This window comes from Streptomyces sp. iso_384 (assembly GCF_056172905.1).
Window position 1 is genome coordinate 1,228,618 of record NZ_JBWBTT010000001.1, and the last position, 19,574, is coordinate 1,248,191.

Consider the following 19,574-nt stretch of genomic DNA (forward strand, 5'->3'; position numbering starts at 1 on the left):
GCGGCCCTCACACCTCACCGTCCTGGGACGGCGACTCGTCCGCCGACCACGGGTCGCTCAGCCACAGGTCGTCGGCCGGCAGTGGGGCCAGCAGCTCCGCCAGCGCCTCGTCGATGCCGAGCCGCTCGCCCTCGGTGCCCGGCGGCACGATGCGCAGGGTCCGCTCCACCCAGGCGGACACGGCGGCCGAGGGCACCTCCAGCAGGGCGTTGCCGTCGGGGGAGGTGAGGGCCACGCAGATCACGCTGCGGCCCGCGACCTTCGTCGGCCAGATCCGTACGTCCCCGTGCCCGCACGGCCGGAACACACCCTCCACCAGCAGCTCCCGGGCGAACGTCCAGTGCACGGGGGACTCGGAGCCGATGTGGAAGGCGATGTGCACGGCGTACGGGTCGTCGGTGCGATACGTCAGCCGGGCGGGAACCGGGATGGACCGCTCGGGGGACAGGACGAGGCGCAGCTCCAGCTCACGTTCCACGATGCTCATCATGAGAATGCACAACCTTCCGGTGCTCATGGGCCGGTCCCGTGACCGTCCCGCACAAGGAGAGAGCGCCCTCCCCGCCACCTATTACGCGACTTCTCAAAAAAACTTCGGGCCGTCCCGAAAGTGGTCCCAAACAGGTGGACCGGCCCGGGGGCGGGCGGCTGTCTGATAGATGTGGACCCTTGTATTGAGGCCGTCCGCCCGCCCGGCGGGGACGGCCTGAGGCCTCGAAGAGATACGGGACCCGCTGATGAGCGCGCCAACTCCGGCACCCGGTGACGAAAGCCCCCGCGAGGGCTACTACCCCGACCCCTCCATCCCCGGCTACGTCCGGTACTGGAACGGCGCGTCCTGGGTCCCGGGTACGAGCCGGCCCGCGCCCCGGCAGACGGGACCGGCCGCAACCGCCCCCGCCCCGGCGGCCGGTGCGCAGACCGCGCCGGTGGAGGAGACCGGGCCGATCTTCTTCGACGAGGAGGACGGCGTCGGGTCCGGCCGGGGTGCCCCGGCCGGACCCGGCGCACCCGGTGCCGCCCCCGCGGACCAGCCGGCCGGCGGTGACGCCGGGTCCGTCTGGCAGGCGGACACGGCACGCCAGAGCGGTTTCGGCGGCGAACGGGACCGCCGGGTGGAGTGGGGCGGACCGGCGCGGGAGCCCGCGGGCCCCGGCCGTCCGGCGCAGCCCGCCGACCCGAGGGCGCCGCTGGCCCAGGACCCGACCGGCGGCGCGCTGCCGGGGATGCGCGAGAGCGGCGGACGGCCCGCCGAGGAGGCCGGGACCCGTCCGCCGGCCGACGGGACGGTCACGATCCGCGCGGTGGGGCAGCAGCCGAAGGCGGTACGGGGAAGCACCCCGGCGCCCCAAGCCGTACCGCCGAACTCCGTTACGCCGCAGGGCCCGCAGAACGTGGGCGCGCCGCAGAACAGCATCGCCCCGGCCCCGGAGCCCCGCGCTCTCCCGGCCCGGGCCCAGTCCCCGCACGTACAGCAGGCCCAGCAGGCACAGGCGCAGCAGGTCTCGCAGGCCGAGGCTCCCGCGCCCGTCCCGGCCCCCGCGCCCGCCCCGCGGGAAGTACGGCAGGGGCCGGTCCAGGCCCCCGCCGCGACGCCCGTGACGCCGTCCCCGGCGGCTCCCGCGCCCGAGCCCCCGGCGGCCCTGCACACGCCCCTGACGCCCGGCCCCGGCGGCGGCTCGGCCTCCTGGGCGCAGCAGGTCCACCAACTGGCCCAGCCCGAAGCGCAGCAGCAGTCCCAGCCGCCCCAGCAGCACCAACTGCCGCACCAGCAACAGGGGCTCGGTCCGGGCGCGGACCAGCCCGTCGTGCCCTGGAAGCCGCCGGTCGACGACCCCTTCCAGCAACTCGCCCGCAACCAGGCCTCGGCCCGGCCCGCCGGTCTCGGCAAGCGGTTCGCCGCCCGGCTGGTCGACAACCTCGTGCTCGGCGCGATCGTCGGCGCGGCGGCCGTCCCGCTGACCACCCGGGCGCTCGACCACATCGACCGGAAGATCACCGCGGCGAAGGAGACGGGGGAGACCGTCACCGTCTGGCTGCTGGACTCCACCACCGGGGCGCTGCTGGGCGCGCTGCTCGCCGCGTTCCTGCTGCTCGGCTTCCTCCTGGAGGCGCTGCCGACGGCCAAGTGGGGCCGGACGCTGGGCAAGAAGCTCTTCGGGCTCGACGTACGGGACATCGAGTCCCAAGACTCCCCGTCCCTGGGCGCGGCCCTGCGCCGCTGGCTCGTCTACGGCGTGCTGGGGCTGCTCGTCATCGGTGTGGTCAACGTCCTCTGGTGCCTGATCGACCGCCCCTGGCGCCAGTGCTGGCACGACAAGGCCGCCCGTACGTTCGTCGCCGGCTGAGCGGGTCACCCGACTGCCCAGGGCGTGGCCGGGCGCGTGGCGACATGCCCGTTTAGACTCGTATGCCGCCCCGCGTCCCCCGAACGCACCTGAGCCGTTGCGGGCCCCGGTGGTGCGGGATGCACTGCCCCCATGAGCAACGACCAGCCGACGCCCGGCCAGCCGCCCGAGGACGACGATCCGTTCCTCAAGAAGCCGCAGGAGCCCTCGCCGCCGTCCGAGGGTCAGCCGTACGGCAGTGCGCCGCCCCCGCCGCCTCCTCCGCCCCCGCCGAACGACCCGTACGGCAGCGGCGGTGGTTTCGGGGCGCCCGATCCGCTGGCCGGGATGCCGCCGCTCGCCGAGCCCGGTAAGCGGATCCTGGCGCGGCTCATCGACTTCCTCATCATCTCGATCCCGCTGTACCTGATCTCGCTGCCCTGGGGCGGCGCGGTCGACGTCAACGGGGACGGCGACGACGGGTTCGGGGACGCGGTCGCCGGCGGGTACAGCGGGCACCAGCTGCTGTGGTCGATCATCGGCCTGGTCGTCTACGTCGCCTACGACACGTACTTCACCCACAAGGACGGCCGCACGGTGGGCAAGCGGCTGCTGAAGCTGCGCGTGGCGATGCTCAACGACGGGCGGGTGCCCGACACCGGGGCCGCGCTGATGCGGGCCGTCGTGCTGTGGGCCCCGGCGCTGCTGTGCTGCCCGTGCCTGTGGTGGCTCATCAACATCGTGCTGATGTTCACCGACAAGCCCTACCGGCAGGGGCTCCAGGACAAGGCGGCGAAGACGGTCGTGGTGGTCGCCCGCTAGCGGACCGCTAGCGGCGCAGCGAGTGCTCGTTCACCCGCGCGGACGAGCGGCCCGCCGGGACGCGCTCCCGGACCCCGATGCTCTCCAGGGCGTGGTGGGTCCGGGCGGCGTGGCCGCCCGCCGGCCGCCCGGTCCCCTCCGTGGTGCGGTGGCGGGGGAGTGGCAGCCGTACGGCCACCAGCAGGCCGAGGGCCAGCGCGGTCGCGCCGACGGCGGCCACGCCGATGCCGGACTCCGTGCGGAACAGCAGCAGCAGGGCGAGCGTCGTGACGACGACGGTGGCCGAACCGTAGGCGAACTGTGCGGCAGTCGGACGCGGCATGACGGTTTCCGTCCTCGGGACGTCGGATGGGCGGGCGGTCGACACGGGTGAAGGCGCCGAACGACCCTACGACGGTGGATGCCCGACACGGACCGGTAGTAAGCGTGACCTAACCCACGGTACCGGTGCACAGGGGGCGCACGGAGTCACGTCTCTCACCAACCGGACAGCGGAGCGCGCCTGTTGGAAACCGCGGACGGCCTGGTCCGGACCGCCGTCGTTCTTTTACCGTTCCCATGCCCTCCTCATACCGTCCGCATACCGGATGAGTGCTCCGCATAGTGCACTTGGTCTGTTCAAGTCAAGGTCTGTCTTTTCTCTCATAACTCCGATCGAATGTCGTCACTTGTGACGCGTTTACGCGCGCGGCCCGCTACATACCCCCCTGGCCGCTGCGCGGACGCCCGGGGAGGACTGCATCAAGTGACCAATCAGAGACAGGCGCTTCGTACCGCCGCCGTTGTCGTGGCCATGGCTGCGACCGCTGCGACGGCGTCGACCTTCGCCACCGCCCAGGCGCATGACGGATCATCAGGTTCCGGTGTCACCACCGTCGACCGCCATGACCCGGCACCGGCCAAGGGGCATGTGGAGCACAACCTGGAAGGCCCCTTCAGCGAGCAGCAGGCCGCCCAGCGCGAGGCCGCGCTGGAGCAGGTGCTGTCCGGAGACAAGAAGGTGGCGAACAAGAGCGGCTCCAAGGTCGTCAAGCTCGGCGACAAGAAGTACGTGGAGCTCGGCCGGGAGAAGACCGACAAGATCTTCACCATCCTGCTGGAGTTCGGCGACGAGGTCGACGACACCACGATGTTCGACCCCGACGGCGACGGCCCCAAGCCGCCCGTCAAGAAGTACGGCGGCGCCCCGGGCCCGGCGCACAACGAGATCGCCAAGCCGGACCCGAAGAAGGACAACAGCACCGCCTGGAAGGACGACTACAACCAGGAGCACTTCCAGGAGCTCTACTTCGGTGAGGGCAAGGGCGTCAACTCGCTCAAGACCTACTACGAGAAGACCTCCTCGGGGCGCTACTCGGTCGAGGGCGAGGTCTCCGACTGGGTCAAGGTGCCCTACAACGAGGCCCGTTACGGCTCCAACTACTGCGGCCAGTCCAACTGCGCCAACGTGTGGGACGCGGTCCGCGACGGCGTGAACGCCTGGGTCGCCGACCAGCAGGCCAAGGGCCGCACCGACGCCGAGATCAAGGCGAACCTGGCCGAGTACGACCAGTGGGACCGCTACGACTTCGACGGCGACGGCAACTTCAACGAGCCCGACGGCTACATCGACCACTTCCAGCTGGTCCACGCCGGCGAGGACGAGTCGGCCGGCGGCGGCGCCGAGGGCACCAACGCCATCTGGGCGCACCGCTGGTACGCGTACGGCACCAACGCCGGTGCGACCGGCCCCGCGAACAACAAGGCCGGTGGCGCCCAGATCGGCGACACGGGCATCTGGGTCGGCGACTACACCGTCCAGCCCGAGAACGGCGGACTGGGCGTCTTCGCCCACGAGTACGCCCACGACCTCGGTCTGCCGGACCTGTACGACACCTCCGGCGGCGGCGAGAACTCGGTCGGCTTCTGGTCCCTGATGTCGGCGGGCTCCTGGCTCGGCACCGGCCAGGGCGAGATCGGCAACCTGCCGGGCGACATGACCTCGTGGGACAAGCTCCAGCTCGGCTGGCTCGACTACGACAAGGCCAAGGCCGGCAAGACCTCGCTGCACAAGCTGGGTGTCTCGGAGTACAACACCAAGAACCCGCAGGCGCTCGTCGTCGAGCTGCCGGAGAAGGCCGTCACCACCACCGTCGTCAAGCCCGCCGAGGGCGAGAAGCAGTGGTGGAGCGACATGGGCGACGACCTGTCGAACACCCTGACCCGCTCGGTCGACCTGACCGGCAAGTCCAAGGCCACGCTGGACCTTTCGGGCTGGTACGACATCGAGGCCGACTACGACTACCTCTACACCGAGGTGTCCGACAACGGCGGCACCAGCTGGACCGCGCTCGACGGCACCGCCGACGGCAAGGCCATCCCGCGCGACGCCAGTGACAAGCCGGCCCTGACCGACGTCTCGGGCGCGTACAAGAAGCTCTCGTACTCGCTGGACGCCTACGCGGGCAAGAAGGTCGACCTCCGCTTCCGCTACCAGACGGACGGCGGCGCGGGCGGCAAGGGCTTCGCGGCCGACGCCATCACCGTCACCGCCGACGGCGCCGAGCTCTTCTCGGACAACGCCGAGGGCGACGACAACGGCTGGACCGTCAAGGGCTTCTCGCGGATCGGCGAGTCCTTCACCCAGGACTACCCGCAGTACTACATCGCGGAGAACCGCCAGTACGTCTCGTACGACGAGACCCTGAAGGTCGGCCCGTACAACTTCGGCTTCTCCGGCACGCGTCCGGACTGGGTCGAGCACTACGCGTACCAGACGGGTCTGCTGGTCTGGCTCTGGGACACCTCCCAGAAGGACAACAACACCTCCGTCCACCCGGGCCAGGGTCTGATCCTGCCGATCGACGCGCACGCCAAGCCGCTCAAGTGGAAGGACGGCTCGCTCCTGCGCAACAAGATCCAGCCGTTCGACGCGCCGTTCAGCTGGTACCCGAACAAGGGCTTCACGCTCCACAACGCGGACGTCCCGCAGTACATCAAGCCCAGCCTGGGCAACCCGGTCTTCGACGACCGCAGGGGCACCTACTGGTACAAGGAGAACCCCACGGGCAGTGTCAAGGTTTCTGACACGAACACCCGCATCTCCATCGTGCACGAGCCCCGCAACGGCCGGACGATGACCGTCCTGGTCAGCCCCTCGGGTCGCTGATCAAGTAAAACCGCAGGTCAAAGCATGATCGGCCGTCGCCCTCTAGCGGGCGGCGGCCGATCGTGTTTAGGTGCGTCTTGTTCACATCCTTATTGACACGACGTCTCACGGGGGAGTGCGGAGCATGGCAGGCGGAGGTTTCTGCAGGTTGCCGAACGGCACGGTGGTGGTCGCCCTGACCCTGACCAGACCGGCCGACGGCACCGGATCCTGCGGCGGTACGGAAGCCGGGCCCGGAGCCCCGGTACGGGTGCTGGTGCACGCGGTGAACCGGGCGCGCGCCCTGACCAGGCTGCGCAATCTGGGGCTGCGGGCGGTCTATCTGCGCGGCAACGACCAGCCGCCGACGCCGGACGAGGTCACGGCGGTGCTGCACCATCCGGACGGGCTGCTCTGGCGGGCCGCGCCACCGGTGGACCCACCCGGGCGGCCCGGCGGCCTGGGGCGTCAGGCGGCCCCGCCGGTGTCGTCGTGCCAGGAGCTGTGGCACCCGATCAGGGCGCTGCTGGGCTCCGGCGGGTACGCCGGACCGGCCCGCCCGGCCGCGTAGGGCACGGCGGGCGGGGGCCGGCGGCCGGAGAGGGCTACGACGCGACGACGGGCGTGCCGGAGAGCTTCACGCCCGCCGTACGCAGCTCCGTCAGGGCCCGCTCGGTGGTCGCCCCGGACACGCCCGCGGTCAGATCGAGCAGCACATGCGTGACGAAGCCCTCACGGGCCGCGTCCAGCGCGGTGGCCCGCACACAGTGGTCGGTGGCGATGCCGACCACGTCGACCTCGGTGACCTCGCGGTCGCGCAGCCACTGGGCGAGGTGGGTCCCGTTCTCGTCGGAGCCCTCGAACCCGCTGTACGCGGCCGAGTACGCCCCCTTGTCGAACACCGTGTCGATCGCACCGGAGGCGACGGCGGGCGCGAAGTTCGGGTGGAAGCCGACGCCCTCCGTACCGGCGACGCAGTGCACCGGCCAGGAGTCGACGTAGTCCGGGTTCGGCGAGAAGTGGCCGCCCGGGTCGATGTGGTGGTCGCGGGTGGCGACCACGTGGCGGTAGGCGGGCTGGGCGTCGCCGATCAGGTCGGTGATGGCGGCGGCGACGTCGGCACCGCCCGCCACCGCGAGGCTGCCGCCCTCGCAGAAGTCGTTCTGAACGTCCACGACGATCAATGCGCGGTGCATGGCGGGTGTCCTTCGGTGGGGGCGGGAGCGGATGGGGGCGGGAGCGGATGCCGGAGCGGCGGGGCCGGGACGGGGACGCCCGGTGGTTCCGAGGGTTCGAGCCTAGGCACTGGAACGTCACAATCAAGCCCGTCGGCCAAACCCCCGGTTGCGGAGCGGGCCGGTCCGGACGGCCGGGGCCGCCCACCGCGGGCCGCCCCGGGGGTTCTCCGGCGTGCTCAGGCGTACTCGGTCGGGATCACCGGCTCGCCCCGCGACAGCTGGATCGCCGACATCGGCAGCTCCGAGCGCGCGGCCACATGCCGCTCGCGGACGGCCTCCAGGGGCTCCCGGACGACCACCTCGCCCCCGCGCACCAGCTCCACCAGCAGCGGCCGGCCGGCCGACGAGGGCACCGGGCCGGTGCCGATCACCTCGGCCTCGGCGACGCCGTGCTCGTCGGTCCGGCGCGCCGCCCACTTGCGACCGCCCTTCGACGACTTCGCGCCGAGCGACTTCTTCGCCACAGGCACCAGCGGAGCGTCCGGCTCCGCCGAGCCGGCGCGGGCCACCAGCTTGTAGACCATCGAGCAGGTGGGGTGCCCGCTCCCGGTGACCAGCTGGGTGCCGACCCCGTACGCGTCCACCGGCGCGGCGGCCAGCGAGGCGATGGCGTACTCGTCCAGGTCCGAGGTCACCACGATCTTCGTGCCCGTCGCTCCCAGCTCGTCCAGCTGCTGCCGCACCCGGTGCGCGACCAGCAGCAGGTCCCCGGAGTCGATCCGCACGGCGCCGAGCTCGGGGCCAGCGATCTCGACGGCCGCCCGGACCGCCTCGGCCACGTCGTACGTGTCGACCAGCAGCGTCGTGCCCCGGCCCAGCGAGTCCACCTGCGCCCGGAATGCGTCGCGCTCGGTGTCGTGCAGCAGGGTGAAGGCGTGGGCGCTGGTGCCGACGGTCGGGATCGCGTAGCGGAAGCCCGCCGCCAGGTCGGAGGTGGCGTCGAAGCCGCCGACGTACGCCGCGCGGGCCGAGGCCACCGCGGAGAGCTCGTGGGTGCGCCGCGCGCCCATCTCGATCAGCCGGCGGCCCCCGGCGGCGGCCGACATCCGCGAGGCGGCCGCGGCGATGGCGGAGTCGTGGTTGAGGATGGAGAGGATCACCGTCTCCAGCAGCACGCACTCGGCGAAGGAACCCTCCACCCGCAGGATCGGGGAGCCGGGGAAGTAGACCTCGCCCTCCGGGTAGCCCCAGATGTCGCCGCTGAAGCGGTAGTCGGCCAGCCATTCGAGGGTCGGCTCGTCGACGATCTCCTGCTGCCTCAGGAAACCGATCATCTCGTCGTCGAAGTGAAAGTTCTCCACCGCGTCCAGCACCCGCCCGGTGCCCGCGACGACGCCGTAGCGCCGCCCCTCGGGCAGCCGGCGGGTGAACGCCTCGAAGACCGAGTGCCGGTCGGCGGTGCCGGCCTTGAGGGCCGCCTGCACCATGGTCAGCTCGTACTGGTCGGTGAAGAGCGCGGTCGACGGAACGCCGACCCGTCGCCCGAGGTCCGCTGTGTTCATGGCTGGGATGCTACCCCCTATTCGTCAAAGTGACGAGATGTGGGGTCCGTTTGTGCGCCGGACCCGCCCGGGTGGCAGCATGGGACAGGTGAGCGTTGCTACCCCGCTAGAGATCGAACGTCCCGATTCGGCCGAGGAGACCTTCGCGGTCCCCGAGCCGGACGTCCCGTGGGTGACGCTCGTCCACAATGACCCGGTCAACCTCATGAGCTACGTGACCTACGTCTTCCAGGCCTACTTCGGCTACCCGAAGGACAAGGCCCACAAGCTCATGCTGGACGTGCACCAGAAGGGCCGCGCCGTCGTCTCCAGCGGGAGCCGCGAGGAGATGGAGCGCGACGTCCAGGCCATGCACGGTTACGGGCTGTGGGCCACCCTCACCCAGGACCGCAACTGACCCTGCGAGCGTCACCCGCTCCGCCCCCACCCGCCCCGTTCGACCCACCATCGGAGAATCCATGGCCGGCCATTTCGAGGCCACCCCAGGCGGCGGCGCGGCCGTCGCGCTCGACGAGGTCGAGATCTCCATCCTGCGCTCCCTCGTCGTCCAGCTGCTCGAACTGATCGGCCCGGGCGACCAGCCCGCCGACGGCGAGGACCCGCTCGCCGCCCTCTTCGCCGAGGGCCCCAGCAAACCGCCCTCCGACCCGGCGCTCGCCCGGCTCTTCCCGGACGCCTACAACGGCCCCGACCGGCCCGCCGACGACGGAACGCCGGAGGAGGAGCTGCGCGCACTGTCCGCGGAGTTCCGCCGCTTCACCGAGATTGACCTGCGCTCGCGCAAGCGCGACGACGCCGTCGCCGTCGTGCGCACCCTGGACGCGCTCTCGCCCGTCGGGGACGGCGGCGCGGTCCTCACCCTCACCGGCGACGAGTGCCGCAGCTGGCTGGGCACCCTCAACGACCTGCGCCTGACCATCGGCGCCCGGCTGGAGGTCGCCGACGAGGACCAGGGTGAGGAGGGCTCCCTCTACCGGCTCCCGGACACCGATCCGCGCAAGCCCATGGTGATGGCCTATCTCTGGCTCGGCGCACTCCAGGAAACGCTGGTCGAAACACTGATGCCGTAATCCGCGACGCTTCCACCGCGGTCCTTTCCCGTACGGTCCACAGCTCTTCCCCCCCGCGGTCCTTCCTGCAGAGCCTTCCACGGCCCCTTCGCGGCTCCTTCGAGCCGTCGGAGGGGCCGTCCTGTTCGCTCAACGGACGCTCAGATCCGCATAACGATCGCACCAAGTGATACGTGGCACTTGTGGTGCATAGAACCCCTTGTCCGCTTTTCCCTGTGGCGTGCGCCACAGAATGTCCCACGGTGTCCCTCGACGGCCGTGATAGATCTTCACGACCGCCCGGGGACGCCACCCCTGTTCCCGGGGGCGCTGCACACCGGCCGAACGCCGGTCGCACTCCATCCATATCCGGGGGGATCAGGACCTGATCCGTAGCCTTCACGGCGCGGATCGGCGTGGAGAAAGGCGCACCACCATGACATCGGCGCAGGTCGACGAGGGACAGGTCGACAAGGGCCGGCCCGGCGGCGACGCCGGGGACGCCGGAACCGGTGGCGAGGGATACCAGCGCGGTCTGGGAGCTCGTCAGATTCAGATGATCGCCATCGGCGGAGCCATCGGCACCGGGCTCTTCCTCGGCGCGGGCAAGGCCATCGACCGGGCCGGACCCAGCCTCATCCTGGCCTACGTCATCGCGGGCCTGGTCATCTTCTTCATCATGCGGGCACTGGGCGAACTCCTCATGTACCGCCCCGTCTCCGGCTCCTTCTCGGAGTACGCCCGGGAATTCATCGGCCCGTTCTTCGGATTCGTGACCGGCTGGACGTACTGGCTCTTCTGGGTCGTCACCGGAATCACCGAAGTCACCGCCGCGGCCACCTATATGACGTACTGGTGGAACATTCCGCAGTGGCTGTCCGCCCTGGTGTTCACCGCCGTTCTGTACGGCGCGAACCTGATCTCCGTGAAGCTCTTCGGCGAGCTGGAGTTCTGGTTCTCCATGGTCAAGGTCACCGCCATCATCGGCATGATCCTAATCTGCGCGGGCGTCCTCACCGTCGGGTTCTCCGACGCCGGCGACACCGCGACCGTCTCCAATCTCTGGAACGACGGCGGCTTCTTCCCGAACGGCATCACCGGCACGCTCATGACGCTCCAGATCGTCATGTTCGCCTTCCTCGCCGTGGAACTCGTCGGCGTCACCGCCGGGGAGTCCAAGGACCCCGAGACCGTGCTGCCCAAGGCCATCAACACCGTGCCGTGGCGCATCGCCGTCTTCTACGTCGGCGCGCTCATCATGATCCTGTCGGTCGTGCCCTGGTCCACCTTCAAGCCCGGCGTCTCACCGTTCGTGAAGGCCTTCGAGGAGATGGGCCTCGGCGTCGGCGCCGCCATCGTCAACTTCGTCGTCCTCACCGCGGCGCTCTCCTCCTGCAACTCCGGCATGTACTCCACCGGCCGCATGCTCCGCGACCTCGCCCTCAACGGCCAGGGCCCCCGGGCCTTCACCAAGCTGACGAAGAACGGTCTGCCGCTGGTGGGCACCACCTTCTCCGCCGCCCTGATGCTCGTCGGCGTGTGGATCAACTACCAGTGGCCGGGCGAGGCGTTCAACTACGTCGTCTCCTTCGCGACCATCTCCGGCATGTGGGCCTGGATCATGATCCTGATCAGCCAGATCCGCTACCGCCGCATGGCCGACGCGGGCATGCTGCCGCAGTCCTCGTTCAAGGCCCCCGGCGCGCCGTACACCAGCTGGTTCGCGCTCGCCTTCATCGGCATGGTCATCGTGATGATGGCGATCGACGAGGACGCCAGGATCTCGCTCTACTGCGCACCGCTGTGGGCGCTCATCCTCTTCGTCTCCTACCGGGTGCTCCAGGCGCGCACCCCGGAGAAGACCGGGAAGGCCACCTCCGGCACCCATTGACCCGGGCGGCGGGCCCCACACCGCCCCCTTCCTCCCGGACCGCCCCCGGCCTCCCCAAAGGCCGACGGCGTCCAGCATGCGGGCCGTCGCGTACCACCCACCGGTACGCGACGGCCCGCCTGCATATCCTGGCGCCATGCTGACCATCACCCAGACGCTCTACGACCAGATCGTCGCCCACTCCCGTGCCGACCACCCCGACGAGGCGTGCGGAGTGGTCGCGGGTCCGGCCGGGACGGACCGGCCCGAGCGCTTCATCCCGATGCTCAACGCCGCGCGCTCGCCCACGTTCTACGAGTTCGACTCGGCCGACCTCCTCAAGCTCTACCGTGAGATGGACGACCGCGACGAGGAGCCCGTGATCGTCTACCACTCGCACACGGCGACCGAGGCCTACCCCTCCCGCACCGACGTGACGTACGCCAACGAGCCCGGCGCCCACTACGTCCTCGTCTCCACCGCCGACACCGACGGCTCCGGCCCCTTCCAGTTCCGCTCGTACCGCATCGTGGACGGCGAGATCACCGAGGAAGACGTGCAGGTCGTCGAGGCGTACTGAGCACCCGGGTAGCTCGCGGACCCGCCGCACGGGTCTGGCACACTGCACCCCAGACCCGACCACAAGGCGGCAGGAATCAGGAAGCCGGTGCGAATCCGGCACGGTCCCGCCACTGTGACCGGCCCCCTCCCGTACGGACGACTCCCCACGGACCACTCCGCACCGGAGGGCGGCCCGGAAGCCAGGAACTGGCCCGCCGCCTTCTCGCATCGACCAGGGGACGCGGAAATCCCCCGGAGAGGCCCTGCCATGTCCTGGCGCACCCCCGCGCTCATAGCCGCCGCCGTGCTGCTCCCGCTCGCCCTCACCGCCTGCTCGGCCTCGGAGAGCGCCGACGCCGAGCCCGAGGCCGCGTCCACGAGCGACGGCTTCCCGTACACCGTCAAGAACTGCGGTGTCACCACGACGTACAAGGCCCCGCCGAAGCGCGTGGTCACCATGAACCAGCACGTCACCGAGATCATGCTGGAACTGGGCCTGAAGAGCTCCCTCGTCGGCACCGCCTACCTCGACGACCAGGTCCTGCCGAAGTACGCGAAGGACTACGCAGCCGTCCCGGTCCTCGCCAAGGAGTACCCCTCCTACGAGCAGGTCCTCGCCGCGAACCCCGACTTCGTCTACGGCGGCTACGGCAGCGCCTTCACCGCGGGCGACGGCCGCGGCCGCGAGGCGTTCGAGAAGTCCGGCATCGAGACCCGCCTCAACACCGAGAGCTGCACCAAGGGCGACCGGCCCATGGACACCCTCTACGAGGAGATCCGCGAGGTCGGCCGCACCTTCGGCGTTCCCGACCGCGCCGAGGCCTGGATCAAGCAGGCGAAGGCCGACAACGAAGCGACCGCGAAGAAGCTCAAGGACCTCAAGCCGCTCCCCGTCTTCGTCTACGACAGCGGCGACAAGACCGCCTTCACCGCGGGCGGCGAGGGCATCGGCAACGAGCTGATCGAGCGGGCCGGCGGCACCAACGTCTTCGCCGACCTCGACAAGCCCTTCGGCGACGCCTCCTGGGAGAACGTCGTCGCCCGCAAGCCCGAAGCCATCGTGATCTACGACTACGGCTCCACCACCGTCGAACAGAAGAAGAAGCGCCTCCTGACCGACCCGGCCCTCGCCGACGTCCCCGCCATCAAGAACAAGCGCTTCGCGGTCATGCCGCTCTCCGACGCGGTCCTCGGCGTCCGCGTCCCCGCCGCCGTCGACAAGCTCGCGGCCCAGCTCCACCCGGCGGCCACCACCCCGTGAGCTGCCGCGCCTCCGCACCGCGGCGGCCGCTCGGTTACGTCCTGGTGCTCGGCGTCCTCGCCGCGCTCCTGGCCCTCGCCGTGCTCGCCGCCCTCGCTCTCGGCTCCGTCCGCATCCCGCCCGGCCAGGTCCTCGACATCCTGACCGGGCGGGCGGAGGCGAGCCCGTTCCGCACGATCGTCCTGGACGTGCGGCTGCCCCGGGTCCTGCTCGGCATCGTCGTCGGCGCGGGACTCGCCGTCATCGGCGCCGTCCTCCAGGCCCTCGTACGCAACCAGCTCGCCGACCCGTTCCTCCTCGGCGTCTCCTCCGGAGCCTCCACCGGCGCGGTCCTGGTGATCGTCCTCGGCATCGGCGCGTCTCTCGCCACCACCGTCACGATCCCCGCCGCCGCCTTCGCCGGAGCCCTGCTCTCGCTGCTGCTCGTCTACACCCTGGCGCGCGGCGGAGGAGGTCTCACCACCAACCGGCTCGTCCTCGCCGGGGTCGCCGTCTCCTACGTCCTGTCCGCCCTGACCAGCCTGATCCTGGTCACCTCGGCCCGCGCCGACCACCTCCAGGAAGTCCTCTACTGGACCCTCGGCGGCCTCGGCGCGGCCCGCTGGGACATGCTCGCCCTCCCCGCGATCACCCTGGTCGCCGGCACCGCCGTCCTCCTCACCCTGGCCCGGCCGCTCGACCTGCTCCTGGTGGGGGAGGAGGGCGCCACCGTCCTCGGCCTCGACACCGCCCGCTTCCGGGCCGCCGTCTTCGTCCTCGCCTCCCTGATGACCGGCGTGCTCGTCGCGTACAGCGGGGCCATCGGCTTCGTCGGCCTGATGGTCCCGCACATGGCCCGCATGGTCGTCGGAGCGGCCCACCGCGCACTGCTGCCCGTGGTCGCCCTCGGCGGAGCGGTGTTCCTGGTCCTCGCCGACCTGGCCGCCCGGACGCTCGCCGCCCCGCAGGACATTCCGGTCGGCGTGCTCACGGCCCTGACCGGCGGCCCGTTCTTCCTCTGGATGCTGCGCCGCAGGCCCGAGGGAGCGCCCGCATGAGGCCCTTTCCCCTCCGGGACGCCGGCCTGAGGCCGTTCTCCACCAGGAGCACCCGCACGACGACACACGCATGTTCCGCCGAGGGAGCCCACCCGTGACCACCCTGCGCACCGAAGCCCTCTCGTACGGAACCGGCGAGGGCCGCCATCTCGTCGACGCCGTCGACCTCACCGCCGCCGACGGCGAGACCGTCGGCCTCGTCGGCCCCAACGGCAGCGGCAAGACCACCCTCCTGCGCTGCGTCTACGGCACCCTGCGCCCCACCCACGGCCGCGTCCTCCTCGACGGCGACGACCTCGCCACCCTCCCGGTGAAGGCCCGCGCCCAGCGCATCGCCACCGTCCCGCAGGACGGCCACGCCGGATTCGAGCTCACCGTCGGCCAGGTCGTCGCGATGGGCCGCGCCCCGCACAAGCGGTTCTGGGAGGCGGACACCGCCGCCGACGCCACCCTCGTCACCGAGGCCCTCGCCCGGGTCGGCATCGCCGCACTCGAACCCCGTACGTTCGCCTCCCTCTCCGGCGGCGAACGCCAGCGCGCCCTGGTCGCCCGCGCCCTGGTCCAGCGGCCCTCGCTCGTCGTCCTGGACGAACCGACCAACCACCTGGACATCCGCTACCAGCTGGAGATCCTCTCCCTGGTACGCGGCCTGGGCACCACCAACCTCCTCGCCCTGCACGACCTCAACCTCGCCGCGTACTACTGCGACCGCGTCTACGTCCTCCAGGCCGGCCGCGTCGTCGCCTCCGGCACCCCGGAGAAGGTCCTCACGGCCGAGCTGCTGAGCGAGGTGTACGGCGTGGCCGCCGAGGTCAGCACCCACCCGAAGACCGGCGCACCCACGGTGGTCTACCTCCCGCAGGACCGCACCGCACGACAGCAGTCCACATAGCGGTCGCCGAACATCCACCATGCGGGACGGTACTCGGGTTTCCGCACAGGGAATCGATACGATGCCCGCATGGTTCCCCAAGACGTGAGCAACAAGACGCCGGGCACGCTGCTCGTCGCGCGGCTGCACGTCGACCTGTGCAGGCTCGCGAGCGCGATCTGTCCCACCGCAGCCTGCCCGTGAGCCGCCCGGCCTGAGCCGCGGTCCGCGCGCCCATCCACACGCACCACCCCCTGCGCGGGGGCAGAAACGCGCGCCCCACGCCACCACTCCGCTTTCGACAGGAGCCCACGCCATGGCCATCGAGGTCCGCATCCCGACCATCCTCCGCACCTACACCGACGGCGCGAAGGCCGTCGAAGGCAACGGGGACACCCTCGCCGACCTCTTCGCCGACCTGGAGAGCCGCCACACCGGCATCCGTGAGCGCATCGTCGACGGCGAGCAGCTCCGCCGCTTCGTGAACGTCTACCTCAACGACGAGGACGTCCGCTTCCTCGACGGCATCTCCACCAAGCTCAGCGACGGCGACAACGTCACGATCCTTCCGGCCGTCGCCGGCGGCATGCGCTGATGCGGTACGACTCCCCGCTGGCGGCCGTGGGGAACACTCCCCTCGTCCGCCTCCCGCGGCTGTCCCCGTCCGAGGACGTCCGCATCTGGGCCAAGCTGGAGGACCGCAACCCCACCGGCTCGATCAAGGACCGCCCGGCGCTCCACATGGTCGAACAGGCCGAGAAGGACGGCCGGCTCACCCCCGGCTGCACCATCCTGGAGCCCACCAGCGGCAACACCGGCATCTCGCTCGCCATGGCGGCCAAGCTCAAGGGCTACCGCATCGTCTGCGTCATGCCGGAGAACACCTCGCAGGAACGGCGCGACCTGCTCGCCATGTGGGGCGCCGAGATCATCTCCTCCCCGGCCGCGGGCGGCTCGAACACCGCCGTACGCGTCGCGAAGGAACTGTCGGCGGAGCACCCGGACTGGGTGATGCTCTACCAGTACGGCAACCCGGACAACGCGGGCGCCCACTACGCCACCACCGGACCCGAGATCCTCACCGACCTCCCGTCCATCACCCACTTCGTCGCGGGCCTCGGCACCACCGGCACCCTCATGGGCGTCGGCCGCTACCTCCGCGAGAACCGCCCCGGCATCCGGATCGTCGCCGCCGAACCCCGCTACGACGACCTGGTCTACGGCCTCCGCAACCTCGACGAGGGCTTCGTCCCCGAGCTCTACGACGCCTCGGTCCTCACCACCCGCTTCTCGGTCGGATCGGCCGACGCGGTCACCCGCACCCGCGAACTCCTCCAGCAGGAGGGCATCTTCGCGGGCGTCTCCACCGGCGCCGCCCTCCACGCGGCGATCGGCGTGGGGAGGAAGGCGGTCAAGGCGGGGGAGAGCGCCGACATCGTCTTCGTGGTGGCCGACGGCGGCTGGAAGTACCTGTCGACGGGCGTCTACACGGCGGAGACGACAGAAGCAGCCATCGAAACCCTCCAGGGCCAACTCTGGGCCTGAGCCCGTCTCCTCCAAGGCCTACCCTGCGCCCGAGCCCGTCTTTCAAGCCCAGCTCGGCCGGGCGCACCTCTCAGCCCGTCCGCGCAAACCCGGCCCGTCCGGCGTTCGAGGACATCCTTCAAGCCCGGCCGGGCGCGCGCCTTCCCAGCCCGTCCGGCGCTCGAGGACACCTTTCGAGCCCCTCCAGCGATTGAGGACACCTTTCGAGCCCCTCCGGCGATTGAGGAGCGGGGCCCGGGGCAGCGCCCCCGAAAGGCCCCGCCCCTCACCCCGCCCCCAGCTTCCGCACGCGCTCCCACAGCTCGGGATCCACCGCCCCCACCCTCCGCCGGAACCCGGCGACCGGTACATCCCGCAGCTCATCCGTCTCCAGAAAGCTCTGCCGCCCCTGCCGGTCCCCGGCCGTCCCGGCGGGCAGCGCGATCACCCCGGGCCGCTCCTCGTGGTGCTTGCTGGTGATCTTGGCGACCAGCGCCGTGCGCCCCCGGCCCCGCCCCCGCACCGAGATCACCAGACACGGCCGGTCCTTCGACCCGGGCCCGTCCTCGTACGGCACATCGGCCCACCACACCTCACCGGCCCTCGGTGCAGGCCCCTCCTCACGCCCGCCCCCACGCGCGTCCGGACCGGCAGGCCGCGACGGCGGCCGGGCCGACCCCACCGGCTGCCGGGGCCGCCGCGAACGGGGCCCGCGGTCCGACCGCCCCCGCCCGTCCACCACCGCGGCGACGAGCGCGAGCAGAACCACGGCGGCCAGCGCCACCCACCAGAACGTGTCCATCCACCGACCGTACCCGTGGGCGCGCTTCCATCGAACCGGTGACAGAGCAGGTGAGTTCCCCCACAACGGCGGGCAGCGGAGGAGCGACGTGGAGTTTCGCGCCTTACGCTCGACAAACCGCAAAACCCGTCCGGCAGGAACCGCAGGAACCGTACGAAGCTCCGGCGGCATCGCACGAACCCTCCCCGTCCCACGTCTCGGAGGTTCACGCTCCATGAAGCTCACCGTCGTCGGCTGCTCCGGCTCGTTCCCGTCCACGGGTTCGGCATGCTCGAGCTACCTCGTAGAGGCCGACGGCTTCCGGCTGCTCCTCGACATGGGCAACGGCGCCCTCGGCGAGCTGCAGCGCCACGTCGGTCTCTACGACCTCGACGCGATCTTCCTCAGCCATCTGCACGCCGATCACTGCATCGACATGTGCGCGTACTTCGTCGTGCGCTACTACCGGCACGACGGCGCCCGCCCCGTCCCTCTCCCGGTCTACGGCCCCGAGGGCACCGAGCAGCGCCTGACCGCCGCCCACGGCGACACCCCGTCCGACCGGGCGATGAGCGAGGTCTTCGACTTCCACACCCTCAAGTCGGGATCCTTCGAGATCGGCCCCTTCTCGGTCCGTACGGAGAAGGTCTGCCATCCCGTCGACACCTTCGGCATCCGGGTCGAGCACGGCGGCTCCTCCCTCGTCTACTCCGGCGACACGGGGACCTGCGACGCGCTGGAGGACCTGGCCACCGACGCGGACCTGTTCCTCTGCGAGGCGTCGTTCGTCGACGGCAAGGAGGACATCCCCGACCTGCATCTCAACGGCCGCGAGGCCGGCGAGGCGGCCGCCCGCGCCGGAGTGCGCCGGCTCGTCCTCACCCACATTCCGCCGTGGACCGACGCCGACCGCAACGCCGCCGACGCCCGCGCGGTCTACCCGGGCCCGGTGGAGCTGGCGGCTCCGGGCGCGGTGTACGAGATCTGAGAGCCGGCCACCGCACCGCGGCCCGCTCTGCGAGACTCCCGGGATGATCACGATCAGACCTGCCCGGGAGGGCGATTTCGACGGCTTCCTGACCCTGGCGTCCCAGGTCGAGCACTGGTTCGTGCCGATGGTCGGGGAGCCGGGCTTCCACCGGGCGGTGAACGCCCACATCCGTGACGGAGCGGCCCTGCTCGCCGAGTCCACGGAGCCCGCCGACCCGCCCGGCCCGGTCGGCGGTCTGCTGTTCGGCGCCGAGCCACCCGCGTACCACGTGCACTGGCTCGTCACCTCCGAGCGCTCCCGGGGCACGGGCGTGGGCCGCCTGCTGATGGCGGAGGCGATGCGCCGGTACGTGAAGGGGCCCGGCACCGTCGAGGTGGTCACCTTCGGGCCCGACCATCCAGGGGCGGTGGAGAGCGGGGCCCGGGCCTTCTACGAGAAGCTCGGCTTCGCGCCCGGCGAGTCCACCGAGCCCGGTCCGGAGGGCGGCTCCCGCCAGATCTACCGGCTGGACGTGCCCGTGAGCCAGGGATGACGCGACCGTACGGAAGGCACGCCGAAGCCCCCGCCACCCGGAGAACATCTCGGGTGGCGGGGGCTTCGGCGTAGGTGCCTA

At 71.1% G+C, this 19,574-nt stretch carries 21 protein-coding genes and 1 riboswitch; of the genes, 16 read left to right on the forward strand and 5 right to left on the reverse strand.

The window, feature by feature from the left end; translation table 11 throughout:
* Nucleotides 1–7: 7 nt before the first annotated feature.
* Nucleotides 8–490 carry an SsgA family sporulation/cell division regulator gene (locus AC0VY3_RS05475; RefSeq protein WP_103511592.1) on the reverse strand — a complete coding sequence of 161 codons (483 nt, stop codon included), beginning with the start codon at nt 488–490 and terminating at the stop codon, nt 8–10.
* 247 nt (nt 491–737) lie between these two features.
* Between AC0VY3_RS05475 and AC0VY3_RS05480 the strand changes: the two genes are divergently transcribed.
* Both AC0VY3_RS05480 and AC0VY3_RS05485 read left to right on the forward strand, forming a co-directional pair.
* Nucleotides 738–2,348, forward strand: a complete 1,611-nt coding sequence (locus AC0VY3_RS05480; protein WP_475549079.1) for an RDD family protein — start codon at nt 738–740, stop codon at nt 2,346–2,348.
* A 132-nt stretch (nt 2,349–2,480) separates the two neighbouring features.
* Complete coding sequence (locus tag AC0VY3_RS05485; protein WP_475549080.1) at nt 2,481–3,149, forward strand: RDD family protein; 669 nt, start codon at nt 2,481–2,483, stop codon at nt 3,147–3,149.
* Nucleotides 3,150–3,156: 7 nt separating this feature from the next.
* Here AC0VY3_RS05485 and AC0VY3_RS05490 read toward each other — a convergent pair whose 3' ends face one another.
* The gene (locus tag AC0VY3_RS05490; protein ID WP_242742030.1) at nt 3,157–3,471 is read right to left on the reverse strand and encodes a hypothetical protein; all 315 of its coding nucleotides are present in this window, start codon (nt 3,469–3,471) and stop codon (nt 3,157–3,159) included.
* Nucleotides 3,472–3,894: 423 nt separating this feature from the next.
* On the opposite strand from AC0VY3_RS05490, the gene AC0VY3_RS05495 reads away from it, so the two are divergent.
* Together AC0VY3_RS05495 and AC0VY3_RS05500 are read left to right on the forward strand one after the other, a co-directional pair.
* Nucleotides 3,895–6,297 carry an immune inhibitor A domain-containing protein gene (locus AC0VY3_RS05495; protein WP_242742029.1) on the forward strand — a complete coding sequence of 801 codons (2,403 nt, stop codon included), beginning with the start codon at nt 3,895–3,897 and terminating at the stop codon, nt 6,295–6,297.
* A 124-nt stretch (nt 6,298–6,421) separates the two neighbouring features.
* Complete coding sequence (locus tag AC0VY3_RS05500) at nt 6,422–6,847, forward strand: hypothetical protein (RefSeq protein ID WP_103511410.1); 426 nt, start codon at nt 6,422–6,424, stop codon at nt 6,845–6,847.
* A 34-nt stretch (nt 6,848–6,881) separates the two neighbouring features.
* On the opposite strand, the gene AC0VY3_RS05505 is transcribed toward AC0VY3_RS05500, so the two are convergent.
* Both AC0VY3_RS05505 and AC0VY3_RS05510 read right to left on the reverse strand, forming a co-directional pair.
* Nucleotides 6,882–7,472, reverse strand: coding sequence for an isochorismatase family protein (locus AC0VY3_RS05505; protein ID WP_103511409.1), 591 nt, complete (start codon nt 7,470–7,472; stop codon nt 6,882–6,884).
* Nucleotides 7,473–7,690: 218 nt separating this feature from the next.
* Complete coding sequence (locus AC0VY3_RS05510; RefSeq protein ID WP_103511408.1) at nt 7,691–9,016, reverse strand: nicotinate phosphoribosyltransferase; 1,326 nt, start codon at nt 9,014–9,016, stop codon at nt 7,691–7,693.
* Between the two features lie 79 nt (nt 9,017–9,095).
* Between AC0VY3_RS05510 and clpS the strand changes: the two genes are divergently transcribed.
* The 10 genes from clpS to AC0VY3_RS05560 all read left to right on the forward strand — a co-directional run bounded on the left by clpS (nt 9,096) and on the right by AC0VY3_RS05560 (nt 17,210).
* Entirely contained in the window at nt 9,096–9,413 is a 318-nt protein-coding gene (gene clpS, locus AC0VY3_RS05515) for an ATP-dependent Clp protease adapter ClpS (RefSeq protein ID WP_010062069.1), read from the forward strand.
* A gap of 61 nt (nt 9,414–9,474) precedes the next feature.
* Nucleotides 9,475–10,086, forward strand: coding sequence for a DUF2017 domain-containing protein (locus AC0VY3_RS05520; RefSeq protein WP_103511407.1), 612 nt, complete (start codon nt 9,475–9,477; stop codon nt 10,084–10,086).
* 415 nt (nt 10,087–10,501) lie between these two features.
* Nucleotides 10,502–11,956, forward strand: coding sequence for an amino acid permease (locus AC0VY3_RS05525; protein ID WP_475549081.1), 1,455 nt, complete (start codon nt 10,502–10,504; stop codon nt 11,954–11,956).
* 136 nt (nt 11,957–12,092) lie between these two features.
* Nucleotides 12,093–12,515: a M67 family metallopeptidase gene (locus tag AC0VY3_RS05530; protein WP_030087623.1), complete on the forward strand. Its 423-nt coding sequence runs from the start codon at nt 12,093–12,095 to the stop codon at nt 12,513–12,515.
* A gap of 77 nt (nt 12,516–12,592) precedes the next feature.
* A riboswitch (cobalamin riboswitch) is annotated at nt 12,593–12,706 on the forward strand.
* A gap of 58 nt (nt 12,707–12,764) precedes the next feature.
* Nucleotides 12,765–13,757, forward strand: a complete 993-nt coding sequence (locus tag AC0VY3_RS05535) for an ABC transporter substrate-binding protein (RefSeq protein WP_103511405.1) — start codon at nt 12,765–12,767, stop codon at nt 13,755–13,757.
* Entirely contained in the window at nt 13,754–14,794 is a 1,041-nt protein-coding gene (locus AC0VY3_RS05540) for a FecCD family ABC transporter permease (RefSeq protein ID WP_242742022.1), read from the forward strand. Before AC0VY3_RS05535 ends, AC0VY3_RS05540 begins: the two co-directional genes overlap by 4 nt.
* A 94-nt stretch (nt 14,795–14,888) precedes the next feature.
* Nucleotides 14,889–15,686 carry an ABC transporter ATP-binding protein gene (locus AC0VY3_RS05545; protein ID WP_103511403.1) on the forward strand — a complete coding sequence of 266 codons (798 nt, stop codon included), beginning with the start codon at nt 14,889–14,891 and terminating at the stop codon, nt 15,684–15,686.
* Nucleotides 15,687–15,755: 69 nt separating this feature from the next.
* Nucleotides 15,756–15,869 (forward strand): putative leader peptide, encoded by a 114-nt coding sequence (locus AC0VY3_RS05550; RefSeq protein ID WP_475549082.1) that lies wholly within the window; start codon nt 15,756–15,758, stop codon nt 15,867–15,869.
* Between the two features lie 112 nt (nt 15,870–15,981).
* The gene (locus tag AC0VY3_RS05555) at nt 15,982–16,260 is read left to right on the forward strand and encodes a MoaD/ThiS family protein (protein WP_006124874.1); all 279 of its coding nucleotides are present in this window, start codon (nt 15,982–15,984) and stop codon (nt 16,258–16,260) included.
* Complete coding sequence (locus AC0VY3_RS05560; RefSeq protein WP_475549083.1) at nt 16,260–17,210, forward strand: PLP-dependent cysteine synthase family protein; 951 nt, start codon at nt 16,260–16,262, stop codon at nt 17,208–17,210. Before AC0VY3_RS05555 ends, AC0VY3_RS05560 begins: the two co-directional genes overlap by 1 nt.
* A 265-nt stretch (nt 17,211–17,475) precedes the next feature.
* Here AC0VY3_RS05560 and AC0VY3_RS05565 read toward each other — a convergent pair whose 3' ends face one another.
* On the reverse strand, nt 17,476–17,991 hold the full coding sequence (locus AC0VY3_RS05565) for a type II toxin-antitoxin system PemK/MazF family toxin (protein WP_103511401.1): 516 nt from the start codon (nt 17,989–17,991) through the stop codon (nt 17,476–17,478).
* A gap of 214 nt (nt 17,992–18,205) precedes the next feature.
* On the opposite strand from AC0VY3_RS05565, the gene AC0VY3_RS05570 reads away from it, so the two are divergent.
* Both AC0VY3_RS05570 and AC0VY3_RS05575 read left to right on the forward strand, forming a co-directional pair.
* Nucleotides 18,206–18,958, forward strand: coding sequence for an MBL fold metallo-hydrolase (locus AC0VY3_RS05570; RefSeq protein WP_103511400.1), 753 nt, complete (start codon nt 18,206–18,208; stop codon nt 18,956–18,958).
* Between the two features lie 43 nt (nt 18,959–19,001).
* A complete protein-coding gene (locus AC0VY3_RS05575) occupies nt 19,002–19,493 on the forward strand; it encodes a GNAT family N-acetyltransferase (protein WP_181011021.1) in 492 nt (163 codons plus the stop codon).
* The last annotated feature ends 81 nt before the right edge of the window (nt 19,494–19,574 follow it).